18 protein-coding genes are annotated in these 21791 nt (G+C 58.3%); 1 reads left to right on the forward strand and 17 read right to left on the reverse strand.

The genetic code is table 11. The features are described from left to right. Positions 1 to 61: 61 nt before the first annotated feature. From ispG to ABLU86_RS16210, 6 genes are all read right to left on the reverse strand, one after another. Positions 62 to 1183, reverse strand: coding sequence for a flavodoxin-dependent (E)-4-hydroxy-3-methylbut-2-enyl-diphosphate synthase (gene ispG, locus ABLU86_RS16185; RefSeq protein WP_015370324.1), 1122 nt, complete (start codon positions 1181 to 1183; stop codon positions 62 to 64). A gap of 26 nt (positions 1184 to 1209) precedes the next feature. After that, a complete protein-coding gene (rodZ, locus tag ABLU86_RS16190; protein ID WP_032708883.1) occupies positions 1210 to 2208 on the reverse strand; it encodes a cytoskeleton protein RodZ in 999 nt (332 codons plus the stop codon). Between the two features lie 274 nt (positions 2209 to 2482). Continuing rightward, positions 2483 to 3649, reverse strand: a complete 1167-nt coding sequence (locus ABLU86_RS16195; protein ID WP_015370322.1) for a bifunctional tRNA (adenosine(37)-C2)-methyltransferase TrmG/ribosomal RNA large subunit methyltransferase RlmN — start codon at positions 3647 to 3649, stop codon at positions 2483 to 2485. A gap of 349 nt (positions 3650 to 3998) precedes the next feature. Next, positions 3999 to 4430, reverse strand: a complete 432-nt coding sequence (gene ndk, locus ABLU86_RS16200; RefSeq protein WP_004866348.1) for a nucleoside-diphosphate kinase — start codon at positions 4428 to 4430, stop codon at positions 3999 to 4001. A 160-nt stretch (positions 4431 to 4590) separates the two neighbouring features. Beyond that, the gene (pbpC, locus tag ABLU86_RS16205; protein WP_259924899.1) at positions 4591 to 6915 is read right to left on the reverse strand and encodes a peptidoglycan glycosyltransferase PbpC; all 2325 of its coding nucleotides are present in this window, start codon (positions 6913 to 6915) and stop codon (positions 4591 to 4593) included. Beyond that, positions 6916 to 11859 (reverse strand): alpha-2-macroglobulin, encoded by a 4944-nt coding sequence (locus ABLU86_RS16210; RefSeq protein ID WP_348796232.1) that lies wholly within the window; start codon positions 11857 to 11859, stop codon positions 6916 to 6918. 204 nt (positions 11860 to 12063) lie between these two features. Between ABLU86_RS16210 and sseA the strand changes: the two genes are divergently transcribed. After that, positions 12064 to 12912, forward strand: a complete 849-nt coding sequence (sseA, locus tag ABLU86_RS16215; RefSeq protein ID WP_015370319.1) for a 3-mercaptopyruvate sulfurtransferase — start codon at positions 12064 to 12066, stop codon at positions 12910 to 12912. A gap of 43 nt (positions 12913 to 12955) precedes the next feature. Here the strand turns inward: sseA and sseB are convergent, their stop codons facing one another. The 11 genes from sseB to trmJ form a co-directional block, all read right to left on the reverse strand. Beyond that, complete coding sequence (gene sseB, locus ABLU86_RS16220; RefSeq protein ID WP_015370318.1) at positions 12956 to 13732, reverse strand: enhanced serine sensitivity protein SseB; 777 nt, start codon at positions 13730 to 13732, stop codon at positions 12956 to 12958. Between the two features lie 84 nt (positions 13733 to 13816). Beyond that, on the reverse strand, positions 13817 to 15103 hold the full coding sequence (pepB, locus tag ABLU86_RS16225) for an aminopeptidase PepB (RefSeq protein ID WP_348796231.1): 1287 nt from the start codon (positions 15101 to 15103) through the stop codon (positions 13817 to 13819). Between the two features lie 71 nt (positions 15104 to 15174). Next, a complete protein-coding gene (gene iscX, locus ABLU86_RS16230) occupies positions 15175 to 15375 on the reverse strand; it encodes a Fe-S cluster assembly protein IscX (RefSeq protein WP_002913954.1) in 201 nt (66 codons plus the stop codon). 1 nt (position 15376) lies between these two features. After that, a complete protein-coding gene (gene fdx / locus ABLU86_RS16235) occupies positions 15377 to 15712 on the reverse strand; it encodes an ISC system 2Fe-2S type ferredoxin (protein WP_012540871.1) in 336 nt (111 codons plus the stop codon). 1 nt (position 15713) lies between these two features. After that, positions 15714 to 17564 (reverse strand): Fe-S protein assembly chaperone HscA, encoded by a 1851-nt coding sequence (gene hscA, locus ABLU86_RS16240; protein ID WP_015370316.1) that lies wholly within the window; start codon positions 17562 to 17564, stop codon positions 15714 to 15716. 15 nt (positions 17565 to 17579) lie between these two features. Next, positions 17580 to 18095 (reverse strand): co-chaperone HscB, encoded by a 516-nt coding sequence (hscB, locus tag ABLU86_RS16245; protein WP_012540869.1) that lies wholly within the window; start codon positions 18093 to 18095, stop codon positions 17580 to 17582. Between the two features lie 74 nt (positions 18096 to 18169). Next, positions 18170 to 18493, reverse strand: a complete 324-nt coding sequence (iscA, locus tag ABLU86_RS16250; RefSeq protein WP_012540868.1) for an iron-sulfur cluster assembly protein IscA — start codon at positions 18491 to 18493, stop codon at positions 18170 to 18172. 19 nt (positions 18494 to 18512) lie between these two features. Then, positions 18513 to 18899 (reverse strand): Fe-S cluster assembly scaffold IscU, encoded by a 387-nt coding sequence (gene iscU, locus ABLU86_RS16255; RefSeq protein WP_004866383.1) that lies wholly within the window; start codon positions 18897 to 18899, stop codon positions 18513 to 18515. 26 nt (positions 18900 to 18925) lie between these two features. Continuing rightward, positions 18926 to 20140 carry a cysteine desulfurase gene (gene iscS / locus ABLU86_RS16260; RefSeq protein WP_015703173.1) on the reverse strand — a complete coding sequence of 405 codons (1215 nt, stop codon included), beginning with the start codon at positions 20138 to 20140 and terminating at the stop codon, positions 18926 to 18928. Between the two features lie 177 nt (positions 20141 to 20317). Continuing rightward, on the reverse strand, positions 20318 to 20809 hold the full coding sequence (iscR, locus tag ABLU86_RS16265) for a Fe-S cluster assembly transcriptional regulator IscR (RefSeq protein WP_015370314.1): 492 nt from the start codon (positions 20807 to 20809) through the stop codon (positions 20318 to 20320). Positions 20810 to 21053: 244 nt separating this feature from the next. Next, a complete protein-coding gene (trmJ, locus tag ABLU86_RS16270; protein WP_015370313.1) occupies positions 21054 to 21788 on the reverse strand; it encodes a tRNA (cytosine(32)/uridine(32)-2'-O)-methyltransferase TrmJ in 735 nt (244 codons plus the stop codon). Positions 21789 to 21791 lie beyond the last annotated feature (3 nt).

Consider the following 21791-nt stretch of genomic DNA (forward strand, 5'->3'; position numbering starts at 1 on the left):
CCCCGGCGCCTTGCGCCCGCAGGTTCAATCATACACGGGAAGCGTATTGCTTCCCAACACGTTATTTTGCTTCAACCTGCTGAACTTCAATACGACGCGCTTCATCCAGCATGGTGGCTTTCGCACGGATACGCGCTTCCAGCTGGTCGATCATGTCGTTGTTGTCCAGTCGGTCTTTGCGAACGCCGTCTTCGTACAGGCCGCTTTTCTTGTTGCCGCCGGTGACGCCGAGAGTGGAAACCAGCGCTTCGCCAGGGCCGTTAACCACACAGCCGATGATCGAAACATCCATCGGAGTGATGATATCTTCCAGACGCTGCTCCAGCGCGTTCACCGTACCGATGACGTCAAACTCCTGACGCGAGCAGGTCGGGCAAGCGATAAAGTTAATACCGCGAGAACGGATGCGCAGCGACTTCAGGATATCGAAGCCAACTTTGATCTCTTCCACCGGGTCGGCGGCCAGCGACACGCGCAGGGTATCGCCGATCCCTTCAGACAGCAGCAGACCTAAACCGATCGCGGATTTTACCGCGCCGCTACGCGCGCCGCCGGCTTCGGTGATCCCGAGATGCAGCGGTTGATCGATCTGCTTCGCCAACAGACGATAGGATTCAACAGCGAGGAAGACATCTGAGGCTTTTACGCTAACTTTGAACTGATCGAAGTTCAAACGATCGAGATGATCGACGTGACGCATGGCGGACTCTAACAGCGCCTGGGGCGTCGGCTCGCCGTATTTTTCCTGCAGATCTTTTTCCAGCGAACCGGCGTTGACGCCGATGCGGATAGGAATGTTTTTGTCGCGCGCGCAGTCCACAACCATGCGGATACGCTCTTCGTTACCAATGTTGCCAGGGTTGATGCGCAGGCAATCAACGCCATATTCCGCGACTTTCAGCGCGATACGGTAGTCAAAGTGGATATCGGCGACCAGCGGGACGTTGACCTGCTGTTTGATGAGCTTGAAAGCTTCCGCTGCGTCCATCGTCGGGACGGAAACGCGGACGATGTCCGCGCCTACGCGCTCCAGCGCTTTGATTTGATTTACCGTCGCGGCCACATCGGTGGTGCGAGTATTGGTCATCGACTGTACGGCGATGGGAGCCCCATCGCCAATCGGCACATTACCAACGTAAATGCGTTTGGACTTTCTACGTTGAATTGGAGCCTGGTTATGCATGAAAAATCTCCCGCGTTACCCGTCTGTTACTGCGCCGGTGATTGTTCGGCATTAAGGGTCAGACGCGCAACCTGGTTAGTTCTGATAAAACGACTCAAATCGACTGGTTTGCCCAGATACTGGATTTGTACCGCAGCCGGGGCGCCGATTTTCAGCTTATACGGCGCCTGACCGCTCAGGTTCAGGTTCCCGCCTTTACGCTGCAGGCCGCTGAACAGTTTCTTACCGGTCGCATCGCTCACTTCCAGCCAGCAATCGGCGCTAAAGTTCATCACCAGATCCTGAGCGGAAGCCGTCGTCGCGGCATTCGCCTGATCGGTCGGCAATGCGGAGGTCGGGGCTGGCGCAGCCGGCGCGGCGGCGGCGGTATCGACGTTAGCCTGCGAAGGAGCGACCACGGCGTTGTTATCCACCGGCGCGGGGGTAGCCGCTGGCGCGCTTGGCGCAGGTGCGGTGGAGGTATCGACCGGCGCGCTATTGGCATTGGCTGCCGTCGTATCCGGCGCGTTATTCGCCGAGCTGGTATCCAGCGGAATTGACTGGCTGCCGCTATCGCTACTGTTCAGATCGCTGGTGGATTGATCGGCCATGCTGGTGATCTCTTCCTGCTGCGCTTTGTGGTCTTGCCACCACCATGCGCCGCTCAGGCCAATAACCACAAACAAAATCAGCCAGGTAAAGCTCATCAGCCAACCGTCGCGTTTTTTGCGACGTTTACCCAGCGAGAAGCTCTGCATCGGCGCCACTTTGGCGGCGCGAATCGGCGCTTGCTTCGCCATCATCGGCAGCAGTTCTTCTTCCGGAATATGTACGAGGCGAGCGTAGGAACGGATATAGCCACGCAGGAAGGTCGAAGCGAGATCGGCTGGCGCCTTATCTTCTTCAATATCACGAACCGTGGAAACCTTCAGGCATAAGCGTTCAGCCACCGCTTGCTGGCTGAGTCCGAGTTGTTCGCGGGCGTTACGCAGGCGCGCGCCCGTAGAGTTTGCTTCTTGATGGTCTTGAGTGGCTTCAGTATTCATTCGCTACAACTACTGGTACGTGAAATTTAAAGTTCAGCGCGGGAAAGAGCCTGCGCCGCGAGACACTGCTCAACGTCAACCGACAGTATAAGGCTGTCCGGGCGACTATCACAGAGACTTATCAATATTGAATGCTAAGCGGTTGTTGTACCGCTACATACTGCCTCAAAGTCGACAAAAACGCACCGTAATTATTAACCGAATCAGCGTATTTCGCCTGGCAATTCGACATATTTATGCAGCGCGCAGCGAAAGCTGTGCGCTGCATAACTTATCAGACGGCTTTCACGTCGATCGCTTCGCCCTGCATACGCTTACGCAGCGTACGTTTGGTACGGTCGATTACGTCGCCCGCCAGCTGGCCGCAGGCAGCATCAATATCGTCGCCGCGGGTTTTACGCACGATGGTGGTGAAACCATATTCCATCAGCACTTTGGAGAAACGATCGATACGGCTGTTAGAACTACGGCCATACGGCGCGCCCGGGAACGGGTTCCATGGGATCAGGTTGATCTTGCACGGCGTATCTTTCAGCAGCGCCGCCAGTTCATGGGCGTGCTCGGTACCGTCGTTGACGTGATCCAGCATGACATACTCGATAGTCACACGACCCTGGTTGGCGTTGGACTTCGAAATATAGCCGCGCACCGAGTTCAGGAAGGTCTCAATATTGTACTTTTTGTTAATCGGTACAATTTCGTCGCGGATGGTGTCGTTCGGCGCGTGCAGAGAAATCGCCAGCGCAACGTCGATCATGTCGCCGAGTTTATCCAGCGCCGGCACCACGCCGGAGGTAGACAAGGTCACGCGGCGTTTGGAGAGACCAAAACCGAAGTCATCCAGCATGATTTCCATCGCCGGAACGACGTTGTTGAGGTTCAGCAGCGGCTCGCCCATGCCCATCATTACCACGTTGGTAATTGGACGCACGCCGGTAGTCTTCACCGCGCCGACGATTTTCGCCGCGCGCCAGACCTGGCCGATAATTTCGGAAACGCGCAGGTTACGGTTGAAGCCTTGCTGAGCGGTGGAGCAGAATTTACATTCCAGCGCACAGCCAACCTGTGAAGAGACGCACAGCGTGGCGCGGTCTTCTTCCGGGATGTATACCGTTTCAACGCGTTGATCGCCAACGGCAATCGCCCACTTAATGGTGCCGTCGCTGGAGCGCTGCTCTTCAACGACTTCCGGCGCGCGGATCTCGGCGACTTCCTTCAGTTTGCCGCGCAGGACTTTGTTGATGTCGGTCATTTCATCAAAGTCATCGCAGCAGTAGTGATACATCCATTTCATCACCTGATCGGCGCGGAAAGGCTTCTCGCCCATGTTTTTGAAAAACTCGCGCATCTGCTGACGGTTTAAATCCAGCAGGTTGATTTTGGCATCTTTATTCGGCACCGTCAGAGCGGCGGTATCAGGTGTGACAATTTGTTCAGACATAATTTTTCCGGCCTCGTTATTACACGTTATGGCCCCAGGTGGGTTGAAAAAGAAACGCCCCGGAGAGCGACTGCTCGTCCGGGGCGCTATATTCTACAAATTCTGGCGCATCATTGCCACGTTTGCACAAAGCAATGATAAAAAAATCTGTAACTGCGTACTTAATCCTCTAAGGCTTTTCGATTGTCAGGCCAACGCCGCGACGGTCGAAAAGACGAGGGGCGTATCTCCAAAGTATTTCAGGTCACCGCGAGGCGGCGAGTTCGCAAATCCCCGGAAGCATAGATAACTATGTGACCGGGGTGCGCGAATGAAGCCAACAAAGCGGTGGCGTGAAAGACGCAGGAGATTAGCGAGTGCGCGGGCAAACCTCGCCTTCAGCAAAGAAGAACGCGATTTCGCGAGCAGCGGATTCTACAGAGTCGGAACCGTGGGTGCCGTTCTCGGTGAAGCTGTCAGCGTAGTCAGCGCGCAGGGTACCGGCCAGGGCGTTGTCCGGGTTGGTGGCGCCCAGCAGGTCACGGTGACGCTGAACCGCGTTTTCGCCTTCCAGTACGGAAACCACGATCGGGCCGGAGGTCATGAACTCAACCAGACCGTCAAAGAACGGACGACCTTCGTGCTCAGCATAGAAACCGCGAGCCTGCTCAACGGTCAGATGCAGCATTTTGGTGCCGACGATTTTGAACCCTGCAGCTTCAAAGCGAGAAAAGATGCTGCCAATAACGTTTTTTGCCACCGCGTTTGGTTTGATGATGGAAAAAGTACGTTCAATAGCCATGATTACCTCTAATTAAATGTTCTGTTGTTGCACATACGATCGTATGGCCTGGCGCGCATTATAATGAGCAACGTCGGCGATGCCTACGGATGAAGGTAACATTTTGTTAAAATAAGATGAGTATTAGCAACACAAACCGCCAACAACAGATTTACCCTGTTTATTGTAGGGTGAAATTAGCGGCCGCCGTTTGCCCTGCCTCATCCATTACCACCAGTTGCCACTCGCCGGGTTTATCTAGCGTAATTGTCGTTCTTACGCCTGTTGCCTCTAATGGTTCGCCGTTAATAAACCACCAGCGTCGCCCTTCCCCACCGCTCGTTTGTACGGGTAACATCACCCGCGCCTCGCCCGGCAGTCGTTTTATCACTGCGCCTTCGCGGATGCCGGAAAGCACCAGCGGCGCGGCATCCTGAGTCTGCAGCGGCGGACACGCCTTCGATGCCGTACCCAGCCGCGCCCGGCGGCGCTCGCTAACCGGCAGCCAGGGTTCCAGCGGCAGCGGCCAGACATCAACAGAAGTTTCTGTCGCGCCCGGACAATCCGCGGCGACCCTTTCTCCTGCTGCGTTACGCCAGACCGGGAAGCGGATACCGCGCACGCCCTCCTGACCCGGTAGCAGCAGCGTCGGCGGCTGGCTGGCGTCCAGAAGCCAGCTGGCTAAACGCCTGCGGCAGTTACTATCGCCAACCGGCAGATCCTGCCCGCCGGGCCAGCAGACAGTGCCGCGGCTCACCGACTGCGGACGCGGGTCGACCGGCAGCCCGCCGCGGCTCATTAACGGACGCGCCAGCAGCATATTATTGACCTGGTTTAACAGCGGCACGGCGCTGGCAAAACCAAACTGCCCCACCACCGGCGTACCGTCTGGCCGTCCGGTCCAGATGCCAATCAAATAACGCGCGTTGAGGCCTACCGCCCACGCATCGCGATAACCGTAGCTGGTACCGGTTTTCCACGCCAGCGGCACCGCCTGCGGCAGCGACGCATCGGGTAATGGCTGGGCTTCGCCTGCCAATATCCGCCGGGTGATCCACGCCGCGCCTGGCGACATTAGCGCCCTTTCCACCAGCGGGTCGTCGGGCTTCATGCGCAGCCGCGCCGCCTTGCCATGGCGGGCGAAGGCGCCATATGCCGCGACAATATCTTCCAGCCTCGCTCCGGCGCCGCCGAGGATCAGCGACAGATTCGGTTCGGCGCCGGCGGGTAGCATCAGAGGGAGCCCGGCATTGCGTAAATTAGCCGCAAAGCGTTTTGGTCCATAGGCTTCGAGCACCTGCACCGCCGGGAGATTCAACGAACGCACCAGAGCCTCGCTGGCGCTCACCGGGCCATGAAACCCGCTGTCGAAATTACCTGGACGATAATCGCTAAAGCGCCGTGGCACATCCTGTAATAGCGATGCCGGGTGAATCAGCCCGTCATCCATCGCCATCGCGTAGATAAAGGGTTTCAGCACCGACCCCGGCGAGCGCACCGCCGAGACCATATCAATGTGGCCGAAGCGGCTATCATCGCGGATATCCGCCGATCCCACCCAGCCGCGGACTTTCATATCGGTGTGATCGACGACGACAATCGCCAGTGAGCTGCGCGGCGGCAGACGTGATTTCCAGTTCATCGCCAGATCTTCAAGCTGCCGCTGGAGCCCGGCATCGAGCGTTGTCGTCACCTTTTCATCACCGCTTGTCGCCAGCGCCCGGCGCGCAAACAGCGGCGCCAGCTGCGGCATCTGCCGCGGAAAAAGCCACACCGGCTCTTCCATCGCTTCCTGTACCGCTCGTTGCGGCCAGACGCCCTGGCTGAGCATCCTCTCCAGCACCTTATCGCGAGCCGCCTGCGCCCGCTGCGGCCAGCGGTCCGGGCGTAAACGGCTCGGCGCCTGCGGCAGCACGGCCAGTAGCGCCGCCTCGCCGTAGCTAAGCTGAGCGGGCGGTTTACCAAGATAAGCCCAGCTAGCCGCGCCGATCCCCTGCAGGGTGCCGCCAAACGGCGCGCGGTTCAGATACAGGGTAAGAATTTCGCTTTTTGACAGATGCCACTCCAGCTGCAGCGCCCGCCATAGCTGGCGTAGCTTGCCGCCGAAGGTGCGCGGATGAGGGTCGAGCAGACGCGCGACCTGCATGGTGAGCGTGCTGCCGCCAGAAATCACCCGCCCGGAAGTGAGATCCTGCCAGGCGGCACGCAGCACCGCGAAGGGATTGACCCCCGGATGTTTCCAGAACCAGCGGTCTTCATACTGAATGAGCGCCTGCAGATAGCGCGGCGAAACGTCGGCGATGGTGACCGGATAACGCCAGACGCCCTGCGCATCGGCAAAGCGCCAGAGCGGCGTGCCGTCTTCCGCTACCACCACGCGGGCTGGGGTGACTTCATGTAGCGGCAGCGGCCACAGACGATCGGCCAGCAGCACCGCTAACCACAGCAGAAAAATAAACGCCGCCAGCCAGCGCCAGCGGCGTTTTATGCGAGGTAATGCGCGCATTTATGGCGTAACGGTAAGCGGGCCGCTGGCCGTTCCGGTCGCCCGCCACTGCGGTACATACATCGACTCCACCTGCGGTTGCGGAACCTGATAGGTGCCCGGCGTCACCGCCCGTGCCAGATAGACCAGCGTCACCGGCTGACCTTCATTGATGGCGACGGCGGCGACAAAGCGGTCATCGCGGAACTCGATATGCTGAATATCCGCCTGCTGCATCTGGTTAAGCAGGTTTTGTACCGCTTCGCCATTCTCCTGCAGGCTGGCGCTGCTATTAGCCAGGTTCTGGTTTTCCAGCTCAAGTCCCGCCGGCAGCAGATCGACCACCAGCGCATCAGGAACGTTACGTTTGGCGGTCACCTCCAGCTTGACCAGCACCAGTTCGCCGCTGCGCAGCGAAGTCAGCGATTTCTGCTGACCGTGGGTATCGAAAATAGCGCGTTCAATCCCCAACACGTTGCCGCCCGCCTGTGGCGCGCTTTGCGGATAACCGCTGCTATCGAGGCGCAGCCACAGCGGCTGATTGCCGGTATTCGTCACCTGCAGCGCCGCCAGCCGATCGCCGTCGAGATTGCGGGTTTGCGCTTTGTCGCTGGCAAGCGGCTGCGCCTGCAGCGACGTTTGCGCCTGCCAGTTGCCCGGCAGGTCGGCAAGCGTACGCCCGGCAAGGAACAGCGCGTTGGTTTCCTGCGTCGACAGCCAGCGCTGGCCGAAGGCCTCTTCCGACAAGCTGCTCAACAGCTGGTTTTGCACCTCTGGCAGCAGCTTATTCTCTTCCAGCAGCGCCAGCTTCAGCGCATCATCGCGAAGTTGGCTGCCGTAATCGCCCAGCCAGCGATTCTCATCCTGGCGCGGCGTGGTAACCGCCAGCTTCATGGCCTCATCGCCGCGCGGCGCATCCCCCATGGTTTTCAGCGCAATACCGAGTTGCAGCAGCGGCAATCCAGAACGCGCCTGTTCGTGACGGCTCCAGATTTCACGCAAGGCGCCGAGCGGCGCTTTTTGCTGGCGCGCCAGCACCAGCGCGGCATATGCCTGAGCGGCAAAGCGGCTGGCCTGCGCATCGTCGCTGTAGCGCACGGTCATCAAACCCGGTTCCTGCAGATAGCGCAGCAGGCGCTCGTTGCCCTTATTAAGGGCGTTGACCGGCACGCTATAGCCCTGCTCACCCGCGCGGACGAGGAAGTCCATGGCGTAGGCGGTTAACCAGTACTCTTCCGGGCCGGCTTTATCCCATAGCGCAAAGCCGCCGTTTTCCAGCTGCATCTGCAGCAGGCGCGAGATACCAACATCGACCGCCGCGCGGCGTTTCTCATCGCTATCGCCGCTGATGCCCAGCGCTTTTAGCTGCGCCGCGCTGGTGTACAGAGAAGGGAACAGGCCGCTGGCGGTCTGCTCAAGGCAGCCGTAAGGATAGGCTTTCAGCTCGCGGATGTAGCGGGCGAGATTCAACGGCGGTTTACCGCTGAGCAGCAGTTGGCCCTGCAGCGTTTGCGGGGCGAACCCCTGACTCTGCGCCGCCGGCGCCTGCCAGCTTTCACTAGGTTGTAGCACCGCGCCGCTATTGACGGTCTGGGCCGGGAATGCCGGACGTACGCCGATTTTCCACTGTTTTTGCAGCGGCGCGAAGGTTTCGCCCGGCAGGCTCAGACCGCTGATAGTGGCGTTGACCTGACCATCGCCGAATCCCGCTAACGCGGTCACCGGTATAAACAGCGTGCTGCGGGCGCCCGGCGCCAGTTGTACCGGCGGCAGTTGGCCCTCGGTCAACGTGACCAACCCGCTGGCGGTAAGATGTACCTGCAGGGTTTGCGGTTTGTCGGTCAGATTGCTGAGATCCAGCGCCAGACGCGTGGCGTCGCCGCTGGCGAGGAAACGTGGGGTATTTAGTTCCGCGATAACCGGGGCGGCTACCACCACTTTATCTTCGCTGCTGCCGAAGTCGTCTGCCGTCCACGCCTGCGCCATCACCCGCAGCTCGCCGTTAAAATCGCCGATGGGTAATGTCACCGAGCCTTCACCCCGATCGTCCAACACTACCGGCTGCGCCTGCTGAGCGACGATCGTCACGTGATTAACCGGCGGTTTGCCGCCGCGTTTTAACTCGTCGCCATCGCCGCCGAAGCGCAGACTGGCTAATCGCCCTTGCCCTTCGATCACCTGACCGTAGATGTCATAAATATCCGCGCCGTAACGTTTCTGGCCGAAGAACGCGTTCCACGGATCCGGCGTAGCGTAATCGGTAATATTCAGCACCCCGCTATCCACCGCCGAGAGCAGAACGTTAACCTGTTTCGGCACCTCGCCCTCTTTAACGCTGGCCTTCACTTTCACCGTCAACGGCTGATTCGGGCGCATTTTCTCCGGCGCTTCCAGCGCCAAAGACAGACGGCGGTTTTCATCGCCCAGCGGCAGATGCAGCAGGCCGACCGCGCGTTTCGGCGTCGCCGATCGCGATTTATCGCCGGGGCGAACCACCAGCGTGCTGAGGTAGAGATCGTGGCGATTCCAGGCTTTATCCACCGGAATAGACAGATCCATGCCCTCCGCCGGGACGTCAATTTCCTGCCACCACAGCGGCCCTTCGCTGGATTCGACCATCGCGTAGCCTTTACCCGCCGCCGGGGCGGCAATATGCAGCTTGATGGTGTCGCCCGGTTTATAGCCAGGTTTGTCGAGCTTCATCGTTACGCGATCAGGACGCGCCGCGCCGGCGCCTTCGCTATTATCCTGCCAGCTATAGCCCGCCCAGAAGCGCACGCTGCTGACAACGTCATCCGGCCCTTTCACCTCCAGGCGATACGAGCCCCACTCTACCGGGAAACTCACTTTACCTATCTGCCCGGCCTGCAAATCCAGCGACTCCTCGCCCTCCTGCAGATCTTTTTGATCGAACTGCGACTGCCAGCCTTCGCTATCGGACCAGTTCCAGTAGTAGTCGCGCCGCTCGCGGATCAGCCGCACCTGCAGACCGGAGACCGCTTTTTTCTCGCCTTTGGCATCGGCATAGACGATGTCAAACGCGGCGTTACTGTTTTCATCGACTACCGGCTGTTTCACCGTGGTATCGGTGCGGTAGTCGTAAACGTCCTTCAGCGTAAATTGCGGACGGATCCCCGGCAGCGCCTCGGCAGGCCAGATCGGCTGCTGTACGGTACGGGTCACCGGACGGCCGCCGGATTCCAGCAGGCTGGCCTGCAACACGACCTGCAGCGGCGAATGGCTATCCTGCCACTGGCTCGCGGTGGTCACTTCGCCATGGCCTTTTTCATCCAGCGTCAGTTGGACTTCATCGAGGCTACGGGAGAGGTTTTCTTCCGCGATATCGCCGAACTGGAAGCCCGGCAGCGCAGCGACGGCATCGCGTAGCGGACGCAGGAACAGTTTGCCCTGCAGCTGATTGCCGCTGGCCGGCGCGCCGTAGAGATAAGCGCCGCTGACGCTAAAGGCGACGTCGTCATCCGGGGCGATAGGCGCGGCCTGCGGCGTCAGATTCAGCGCCATGCGTTCGGGCATAAAGTCTTCGACGTGGAAATCCCACTCGCGGGGTTGATTATCGCCGGTGCTGGCGCGAATACGCCACATGCCGGTGGCCGCGCCGCTGTCGAGCGGATAAGTAAACTGATACAGGCCATTGACCGGTTTGCTCATCACAGAGCGAATCACCTGGCCATCCGGCTGCACCACTTCCAGCTTCACCGGCTGCTCCGCCAGCGGTTTACCATCGCCGTCGCGCAACAGCGCGTTAAGGATAACCGTTTCCCCCGGGCGATAGAGATCGCGCGGGCCAAACATAAAGAACTGTTTACTGAAGCCAGGGGCGCCAGCGATGGAGAATTCCGCCAGATCCAGCGCCGGCAGTTTAAGGTCAAGCAGCGTCGTCTGCCCGTCTTTACGCGCCAGCAGCAGCGCCGCTTCTTTATCGGTTTGCAGAGTAACATGGCCCTGGCTATCGCTTTTCGCCTGCGCCAGCGTCTGCCCTTTGGCGTTTAGCAGTTGCACTTCAATATCCGACTGCGCGGCGCCATTTTCGAGGCTCTGGGTGAAGACATCGAGCCGGTTGTGGTAGCGATGCGCCGAGACGCCGATATCGCTGAGGGTGAACAGCGTTGCCGCATTACTGTAGCTGTAATGACCGGCCGGATTCATCACCGCCACATAGACGCCCGGCTGCTGAAGCGGCTTGATGTCGTTAAGCGGCAGCAGCAGCTTTTCACGGGTATTACGCGCCGGGTTGAGATCGAAGCGCCCGCTGTAAACCAGATCGGCCATCTTCAACAGTTCGTCAGATTCCCAATTGCTTAACGAGTTACGGTATTCCCACTGACTGACGAAGGCCGAGAGTGATTCCGGCTTGATACGGAAAAAATTAACATCGACATTGTCGACGTTCAGCGCCATCACTGGCAGCCCGGCGACCACTTTCCCCGGCAGCAGCGAACCGCGGCTGGCGAAACCGACGCTCGGCGCGATATCGCGAGTAGCGATGTTTTTTTCAAAAGGGCTGCCGAGGGTGGCGTCATTGAGGGCAATGAGCGTTGGGTCAACGGTGACGATCAATTCACGCTTTGGCTCGAGGTGGCGCAGACGCAGCTCTTTGAGATTCGGCGCCAGCTCCCACGCGCCGTCAACCTTGCCGCTTTTCTTATCGACCAGATGCACGCTGTGGGAGAAATCCTGATCCGGTTTGAGCGGAATGGAGAAGGTCAGCACCAGCGTCGCTGCGCCATCTAGCTGCACTTCAGAAGCGTCGAGCAACGTCAAAGCCTTGCCCTGGCTTTTTTCTTTTAACGTCGCCAGCTGCGCGCTATCCGGCTTTTTCGCGCTATCGGCGGCGCCTTTATCGGCCGCCGATACGGCCTGTGGTTCACCGCTGTTATCGCAGCCGCTTAATGAGATCGCGGTAAGGAGCGCTAACGATAGCGCCGCTAAACGAAATGGTTTCATCCTTCTAACCCCTCGGCCCAGAGCCTGATGCAATCAATAACGTTCTATTATGCGTCATCGCGGCGATTCTCAACAGCTACCAGCATAGAAACCACCGATGAATCAGAAAAGTGCGTGACCGCCTCCCCACTCCCGCGACCTTAACTTGTCAGCCCTTTATAAAACGCCGACAATTCATTGATCGATAATAAAACGGAGGCACTCATGTCCACCTCATTCTTTGTTGCGGCCGACTGGCTGGCGGAACATATTGATGACCCGCAGATTCAAATTCTTGATGCGCGGATGGCGCCGGCGGGTCAGGAAGCGCTGCGCGATATGGCGGCGGAATACCGCGACGGGCATATCCCCGGCGCGGTTTTTTTTGATATCGAAGCGCTGTCTGACCACACCAGCCCGCTGCCGCATATGATGCCGCGTGCGGAAACCTTCGCCGTGGCGATGCGCGAGCTTGGCGTCAACAGCGATAAGCACCTGGTGGTTTATGATGAAGGCAATCTGTTCTCAGCGCCGCGCGCCTGGTGGATGCTACGTACCTTCGGCGTCGAAAAGGTGTCGATTGTCGCCGGCGGCCTCGAAGGCTGGCGCCGTGATGAATTGCCGCTGGAGAAAGGCGAACCCGACCTGCCGGAAGGCGAATTTGAGGTGAACTTCGATCCGGAGGTGATCAAACGCTTAACCGATGTGCTGCTGGTCAGCCACGAAGGATCGGCGCAGATCGTTGATGCCCGTCCGGCGGCGCGTTTTAACGGGCTGGCGGATGAACCGCGTCCAGGCTTACGCCGCGGGCATATCCCCGGCGCGCTTAACGTCCCGTGGACCGAGCTGGTGATTAATGGCGAACTGAAAACCGTTGATGAGATGAACGATATCTTTAAGCGTCAGGGCGTTGATTTTGCCCGACCGATTATCGCCAGCTGCGGTTCCGGGGTAACGGCGGCAGTAGTGGTACTGGCGTTGACCACCCTCGGCGTCAACGGCGTGTGCCTGTACGATGGCTCGTGGAGTGAATGGGGCGCGAGAACGGATTTGCCGATCGAGCCGGCGCAGTAAAGGTAAAATATCCGGGTAGTGGCTGCGCCCTACCCGGCAGGCTTTAAATAATCCGGTTCTGTTTGAAATCGCGCAGGAAGCTGCCCCAACGCTTTTCATAGAACGGCGTAATATGGGCAATCATAAAGTGGCTGATGCCCTTCTCGCCTTCTACCACCTGGCAAATATCGATAGGTTCATCGCCTGGCAAGGTATCGGTGGCCACGCTGCCGGTGGTTTGGATAATGGATTCAATATCCCCTTCCGCTTCAATCCCGATCAACAAGTTGGCCGGCGCGTCGGCGCTCTCTTTAATCGAGCACAGAAACGCCCGCTTGACGGTCTTCAGCGTTTTGAACAGCGTGGTCAGCGAATCCACCATCTGCGCCGGCGGTTCGGCGACCTCAGACAGCAGCAGCGCTTCACCGCCTTCCAGTACCGTCTGGGTACTGAGCGGACTGCCCTCTTCACCCAGCAGATGGCTGATTTCCCGCGGGGTAAATTCTTTGCCGCTCGGCAGCTTCGGGTTGAGGAACAGCGATTCGCCCAGCGTCATCGCCATCAGCGTGCGGGCGGGCATCATCACGAAAGCCTGTTCGTCTTCTACCGCCTGCTGCAGCGCCTCCAGCGAGGTAAAGAACGGAATAACCGACGTGCCGTCTTCTTTTTCCCAATGCTGTAGATCGAGGGCGCTATCTTCGACAATCTGCTCGCCGTCCGCCGCGCTACCCGGCACCCACACGGTGGCCTCAAGCAGCGCGGTGAAAAATGCCGGACGATGGGCAGGCTCGGTCGCCGCCTTCTCCAGCAGAGTTTCTAATTCATTTTTAGTATCAGACATAGATTCGCTACTTCAAAAATCGCCCGTCCGCGCGGGCCTACGGTTTTCCAGGCCGGGTAAGCGTAGCGCCACCCGGCAAGGCCATTACTCAGCCGTCAGCAGATTAGCGATAGTGCGCACGCCAAGGCCAGTCGCACCCGCCGACCACTGTTCAACCGCAGCTTTACGGTAAGTCGCAGAGCAGTCGATATGCAGCCAGCCCTGGTGGTAGTTTTCCACGAAGTGGGACAGGAAGCCCGCTGCGGTGCTGGCGCCGGCCGGATACGCCGCGCTACCGGTGTTGTTCAGCTCAGCGAAGTTAGACGGTAGCTGGTTGCGGTGGAATTCGGCCAGCGGCAGACGCCAGAAGGCTTCATTTTCCGCCTGCGCGCTCGCCAGCAGACGATTCGCCAGCGCGTCGTCAAAGCTAAACAGCGCGTGGTAGTCGTTACCCAACGCCGTTTTCGCCGCACCGGTCAGGGTGGCGGCATCGATGATCAGCTGCGGCTTCTGCGCCGAGGCGTCGATCAGGCCATCCGCCAGCACCAGGCGACCTTCGGCGTCGGTGTTCATGATTTCAACGGTTTTACCGTTGCGGTAATGAATGATATCGCCAAGCTTGAAAGCGTTGCCGCTAATCAGGTTATCCGCGCAGCACAGGAACAGCTTCACACGTTTGTTCAGACCGCGGGTAATGGCGAAAGCCAGCGCGCCCGTCACGGTGGACGCACCGCCCATGTCGGATTTCATCGAATCCATAAAGGCGCTTTGCTTGATGCTGTAGCCGCCGGAGTCGAAGGTGATGCCTTTGCCGACCAGACAGGCGTATACCGGCGCGTCTTTATCGCCGGTCGGGTTGTAGTCCAGCGCCAGCAGGACCGGCGGGCGCTCGGAGCCGCGGCCAACGGTATGCAGGCCAAGATAGTTCTGCTCACGCAGATCTTCGCCTTTGGTGATGCGATAGCTGACCTTTTCACCCGCCACGCCGCACAGCAGATCGACGGCGCGCTGCGCCAGCTGTTCTGGCCCCAGCTCTTCTGCCGGCGCGTTGATGGTGTCGCGAACCCAATCGATGATCGTCAGACGGTTATCCAGCTCGCTGCGCTGCGCGTCGTCCAGGGTTGGCCATTCGACCTGGCGCTGACCTTTCGGCCCTTTATAGCCGGCCCAAAAGGCCCAGGCGCGATCGGTGTTCCAGCCTTCGCCGCTCAGGGCGACGTGCTTGATACCCATGCCGTCAATTTTGCGCGCCGCGCGCTGGATTAACCCCAGGTCGTCTTTACCGTTGAGATGTAAGGCGATACCGTCGTTATTGATACTCCAGGTCGCTTTTTCTCCCCAGCGCGCATCGGCAGGCAGAGTAGAAAGCGTAATCTTCATGGCTTCGGTCATTATCTTTATCCTTATTAGCAAACGGGCCACCCTATGGCAGCCCGTTAAAATTTTTCCGCTTGAGGCGAAAATTATTCGGCTTCGTCTAACCAGACTAGCAGAATCGCCTCCAGAATTTTTTCATTGGATGCGTTTGGGTCGTCATCGAACTCTTCCAGGTCGCAAATCCACTGATGCATATCGGTGAAGCGAACGGTTTTCGGGTCGAGATCCGGGTAAGCGTCATACAAGGCTTCGCCGATTTCGCGGCTGTCGGTCCATTTCAGTGCCATATTAGTGCTCGCGTGCGTGGTTGATGGTGTAACGCGGGATCTCAACGACCAGATCTTCGTCGGTGACGCGCGCCTGGCAGCTCAGACGGCTGTCAGGTTCCAGCCCCCAGGCTTTATCCAGCATGTCGTCTTCATCTTCGCTACTTTCCGCCAGCGAGTCAAAACCTTCACGCACGATGCAGTGGCAGGTGGTGCAGGCACAGGATTTCTCACAGGCGTGTTCAATCTCGATACCGCTACGCAGCGCCGCATCCAGAATGGTTTCACCGCTCTCAGCTTCCACAACTACGCCATCCGGGCACAGGTCCTGGTGGGGCAGAAAAACAATTTTTGGCATTTTAAACCTCGTCCACGGATTGGCCTTTCAGCGCAGCGCGGACCGACTGGTCCATGCGGCGTGCGGCGAATTCCTGGGTTTGTGTGTCGATATTTTTAATGGCTTCTTTAATCGCGTCGGCATCTTCGCCTGCCGCGGCGGTGCGAACTTGCTCCGCGGCGGCATCGATAACCTGACGCTCTGCGGCGCTTAACAGCGCGGCGTCGGCGGCCAGCGCGCTTTCCAGGCTCTCCAGTACGCGAGCGGCTTCGACTTTCTGTTCAGCCAGCATACGCGCCTGAATATCCTGTTCGGCGTAGCTCATCGAATCTTTAATCATGTTGGCGATTTCGCCGTCGGTCAGGCCGTAAGACGGTTTCACCTGGATTGAGGCTTCCACGCCGGTCGATTTCTCCATCGCCGTGACGCTCAGCAGACCGTCGGCATCAACCTGGAAGGTCACGCGAATATGCGCCCCGCCCGCCGGCAGCGCCGGGATACCGCGCAGCGCAAAACGCGCCAGCGAACGGCAATCCTGCACCAGCTCACGCTCGCCCTGCATCACGTGAATAGACATCGCCGTTTGGCCATCTTTGAAAGTGGTAAACTCCTGCGCCCGGGCCACCGGAATGGTGGTATTACGCGGGATCACTTTCTCTACCAGGCCGCCCATGGTTTCCAGCCCAAGCGACAGCGGGATAACATCAAGCAGCAGCAGTTCGCTGTCCGGTTTGTTGCCGACCAGAATATCCGCCTGAATCGCCGCGCCAATGGCGACGACTTTGTCCGGGTCGATAGAGGTCAGCGGGGTACGGCCAAAGAATTCGCCAACGCGCTCACGCACCAACGGCACGCGGGTGGAGCCGCCAACCATCACCACTTCCAGCACTTCTTGCGCTTCAACGCCGGCGTCTTTCAGCGCGCGACGGCAGGCCATCAGAGTACGTTTTACCAGTGGGGCAATCAGATCGTTAAACTGGCTACGGCTGATATCGCCCTGCCAGCCGCCGACCTCAACGTGCGCCACGTCGGCATCGCTCAAGGCGATTTTCGCCGCAATGGCGGCATCCAGCAGCTCACGCTGCAGGCGGTTATCGCTACGGTCGCGGAGACCCGCCTGCTCGCGCAGATAGTCGGCCAGCAGATGGTCGAAATCATCGCCGCCGAGAGCGGAATCGCCGCCGGTCGCCAGCACTTCAAACACCCCGCGGCTTAAGCGCAGAATGGAGATATCAAAGGTACCGCCGCCGAGATCGTAAACCGCAATCACCCCTTCCTGGCCGGAATCGAGGCCGTAAGCGATAGCCGCCGCGGTCGGCTCATTGAGCAGACGCAGCACGTGCAGGCCCGCCAGACGCGCCGCGTCTTTGGTTCCCTGACGCTGAGCATCATCGAAATAGGCCGGAACGGTAATGACCACGCCGTCGAGATCGCCCGCCAGCGCTTCAGTGGCGCGAGCGGCCAGCGCTTTGAGGATATCGGCGGAGACCCGCACCGGGTTCAGCAAGCCGCCGGCGGTCTGGAGCATCGGCAGTCCATTTTCGCTGGCCTGCAGCTGATACGGCAGATGCGGATAGCGGGTTTGAATATCGGCGAGGGAACGCCCCATCATTCGCTTCACCGAGCTGATGGTGTTCACCGGATCCTGAGCGGCATTCAGCCGGGCTTCATAGCCGACGGTCAGCCCCGAGGCGTGGTAGTTCACGACCGACGGCAGCAGGTAGCGGCCTTGATGATCGGGCAGAGTTTCGGCCTGGCCGCTACGCACGGTAGCAACCAGAGAATTGGTGGTGCCAAGGTCGATACCTGCCGCCAATCGACGCTGATGCGGCGCGGCGCTCAGACCAGGCTCACTAATTTGTAATAGGGCCATAATTGCTTCCGAAAATTAAAAATCGAGCAGTTTTTCTTCGAGTTCTTCAGCACTGCTGCGCAGTTTATCGAGAAAACGGAGCTTGCGTACAGTATCAGCCGCCGCATCCCAGGTCTCGTTTTGCAATTGTTCAACCATCAGTTGATGGCGGGTATCAAACAGCGCTTTTACCCGTTTGATAAAGGCTTCCAGCCGCGCTTCATCTTTCGCCTGGCCGATTTCATCGAGCTCTTCGCGCAGTTCCAGCTGTTCCATCAGGAACGCGGTGTCGCGGACGGTGTGCTGCTCGCTGGCGAGGTCAAAGCCGTGCAGCGAAAGGAGATATTCCGCACGGGTCAGCGGATGGCGCAGAGTCTGCCATGCCTGGTTAATGGTGGCGGAGTGCTGAACCGCAGCCAGCTGTTCCGCAGCGGGCGCGCTGGCGAATTTATCCGGATGGTACTGGCGCTGCAGATCCTGATACCGGACAGCCAGTTGTTCGAGCGAGAGGGTATAGCTGGCTGGTAACCCGAAGAGGGTGAAATAGTCCATAGTAACCTCAGGGTCATGCATCTAAACGAAAACCCCACGCGCGGCGTGACCGCGGTGGGGTTGGGGATTACCGATTATACGTTAAAGCTTTCGCCGCAACCGCACTCATCTTTCACGTTCGGGTTAGTAAATTTGAACCCTTCGTTAAGGCCTTCTTTGACGAAGTCCAGTTGAGTGCCGTCGAGGAATTGCAGGCTCTTACCGTCGATCACGACTTTCACGCCTTTGTCTTCAAACACGGTGTCTTCTGCCGCCGGCTCGTCAACAAATTCCAGTACATAAGCCATGCCTGAACAGCCGGAGGTTCTTACCCCCAGACGCAGGCCAAAGCCTTTACCGCGGTTCGCCAGGAAGGAATTGACTCGCGCTGCTGCACTGTCGCTTAAGGTAATCGACATAACAAACCTCAACTCTTAATTATTTTGCTTCACGTTTGCTTTTGTAATCCGCAATCGCGGCTTTAATCGCGTCTTCCGCCAGGATAGAGCAGTGAATTTTCACCGGCGGCAGTTCCAGTTCATCGGCGATATCGGTGTTCTTGATAGCCTGCGCTTCGTCCAGCGATTTACCTTTCACCCACTCGGTGACCAGGGAGCTGGAAGCGATAGCGGAACCGCAGCCATAGGTCTTGAAGCGCGCGTCTTCAATGATACCTTCATTGTTGACTTTAATCTGCAACTTCATGACGTCGCCGCACGCCGGCGCGCCAACCATACCGCTACCGACGCTGTCGTCGCTGTTGTCGAAAGAGCCGACGTTGCGCGGGTTTTCGTAATGATCGATGACTTTTTCGCTGTATGCCATGATGAATTCTCCTTATCGGTGCCGAATTAGTGATGTGACCATTCAATGCTGTTCAGATCCACGCCCTGCTTGAACATTTCCCACAGCGGAGAAAGGTCGCGCAGACGGCCGATGGAGTTACGAACCAGCTTGATGGTGTAGTCAATCTCTTCTTCGGTAGTGAAACGACCTAAAGAGAAACGAATAGAACTGTGCGCCAGTTCATCAGTCATGCCTAATGCGCGCAGCACGTAGGATGGCTCAAGGCTCGCGGAAGTACAGGCTGAACCGGAGGAAACCGCCAGGTCTTTCAGAGCCATAATCAGCGACTCGCCTTCAACATAGTTGAAGCTGACGTTGAGAATGTTCGGCGCGCCCTGCTCGAGGTCGCCATTCAGATAGACTTCTTCCATATCTTTCACGCCGTTCCACAGACGGTCACGCAGGCCGCGCAGGCGCGCCATTTCGCTTTCCATCTCTTCTTTCGCGATACGGTAAGCTTCGCCCATACCGACGATCTGGTGGACAGGCAGGGTACCAGAACGCATGCCGCGCTCGTGACCGCCGCCGTGCATCTGCGCTTCGATGCGAATACGCGGCTTACGGCGTACATACAGCGCGCCGATACCTTTCGGGCCGTAAATTTTGTGACCGGAGAAGGACATCAGGTCAACTTTCAGCTGGCTCAGATCGATAGGCAGTTTGCCCACGCTCTGGGTGGCGTCAACGTGGTAAATGATACCGCGGGCGCGGCACATTTCGCCGATGGTAGCGATATCCTGCACCACGCCGATTTCGTTATTCACGTGCATGATGGAAACCAGGATGGTGTCGTCACGCATCGCCGCTTCCAGTTCTTTCAGATCGATAATACCGTTGCTCTGCGGAGCAAGGTAGGTCACTTCAAAACCTTCGCGCTCAAGCTGACGGCAGGTATCCAGTACCGCTTTATGCTCGGTTTTGCTGGTGATGATGTGCTTGCCTTTTTTCTGATAAAAGTTGGCTGCACCTTTAATCGCCAGGTTATCGGATTCCGTTGCGCCGGAGGTAAAGACGATTTCGCGCGGATCGGCGCCGACCAGTTCGGCAATCTGATTACGGGCGATATCTACCGCCTCTTCAGCCTGCCAACCGAAACGGTGAGAACGTGAGGCCGGGTTACCAAAGGTCCCGTCCAGGGTCAGGAACTGCATCATTTTCTCGGCAACACGCGGGTCCACCGGCGTTGTTGCGGAGTAATCGAGGTAAATCGGTAATTTCATTGCTCTTAAACTCCGTACATCACTCAATGCAAGGAACCAGGCAACCGGCTTGATGTACGACCGAGTACACGAGATGTCTCAACATCCCGGCCTGATTCTGAAAATCTTTATTATTGCTATCTACCCTGCCGTTTCACCTTGCAGCCCGTAAGCCGCAAGCTGAAACTAAGCCTCGTGCTAGGCGCGCAGTTTTACGTCAATGGCGTCCTGAGAACGCGTAGTACGCTGAGATTCATGATTGTGCTGACGACCAGAAACATCGAGGATTTCCTGGTTATTCACCAGTTCGCCCAGGGTGATGTTGTTGAGGAAACCGGTCAAACGTTCGCTCAGATCGCGCCACAGCGCGTGGGTCAGACACTTATCGCCACCCTGGCAGCCGCCTTTACCCTGACAACGGGTGGCGTCAACGGATTCGTCTACGGCGCTGATCACTTCGCCAACGGCGATGCTGCCAGCTTCTTTACCTAACAGGTAACCGCCGCCTGGTCCACGAACGCTGGATACCAGACCATTTTTACGCAGGCGAGAGAACAGCTGTTCCAGATAGGAAAGCGAAATTCCCTGACGCTCTGAAATATCTGCCAACGGAACCGGACCCGTTTCAGAGTTGAGCGCAACGTCAAGCATTGCGGTCACGGCATAACGCCCTTTAGATGTCAGTCTCATGTCTTACTTAACCTCAAACTCGCCCCTGCCCGGGCTTTTTATTAATATGGGTATTGCATAGCAGGGCCAAGTCTGACATTCCCGAGTAAATTGGTCAACTATTTACTTGACTGTTTTAGTCAGGTATTTGGCTTTCCGTGCCGTTATTGATTTCGAGCCGCTCCCGGGGTCGGCCAAAGGCCTCGCCCGGGCTACAACAGATTCGTAGGCCGGATAAGCGAGGCGCCATCCGGCGTTAACGCGCTTACTTACCTTTATTCTGCTGCTCAATAGACGCCAGCATCCCGCGCAGGATGTTCAGCTCCTGGCTTTCCGGACGCGCGCGGGTGAACAGACGACGCAGCTTGTTCATCACCTGCCCCGGATGATTCGGGCGGATAAAACCGGTCGCCAGCAGCGTCTGCTCAAGGTGGCCGTAGAAACGTTCTAAATCATCGACCAGCGGATATGGCGTTTCTTCATGTTCAACCGCCGGCTGCGCCTGCTCCTGAGTCGCCAGCCAGGCCATTCGCACTTCATAGGCGATAACCTGCACCGCCATTGCCAGGTTCAGCGAGCTGTACTCGGGGTTGGCGGCGATCGCCACGTGATAGTGGCACTTCTGCAGTTCGTCGTTAGTCAGGCCAACGCGCTCGCGGCCAAAGACCAGCGCGACCGGCGCATGCTGACCTTCGGCGACGCTTTTCAGACCGCATTCGCGCGGATCCAGCATCGGCCACGGCAGCGTGCGGGAGCGCGCGCTGGTGCCAACCACCAGGCTACAGCCCGCCAGCGCTTCATCAAGGGTATCGACGATCTGCGCGTTACCAATCACATCGCTGGCGCCAGCGGCCAGCGCGATGGCCTGGGAATCAGGTTTCACCAGCGGGTTGACCAGCCACAGGTTAGTTAAGCCCATGGTTTTCATCGCGCGGGCAACGGAGCCCATATTGCCGGTGTGTGAGGTTTCTACCAGTACGATTCGAATATTTTGCAGCATTAT

Source organism: Klebsiella sp. JN_Kp121 (assembly GCF_040062145.1).
GTDB lineage: Bacteria > Pseudomonadota > Gammaproteobacteria > Enterobacterales > Enterobacteriaceae > Klebsiella > Klebsiella aerogenes.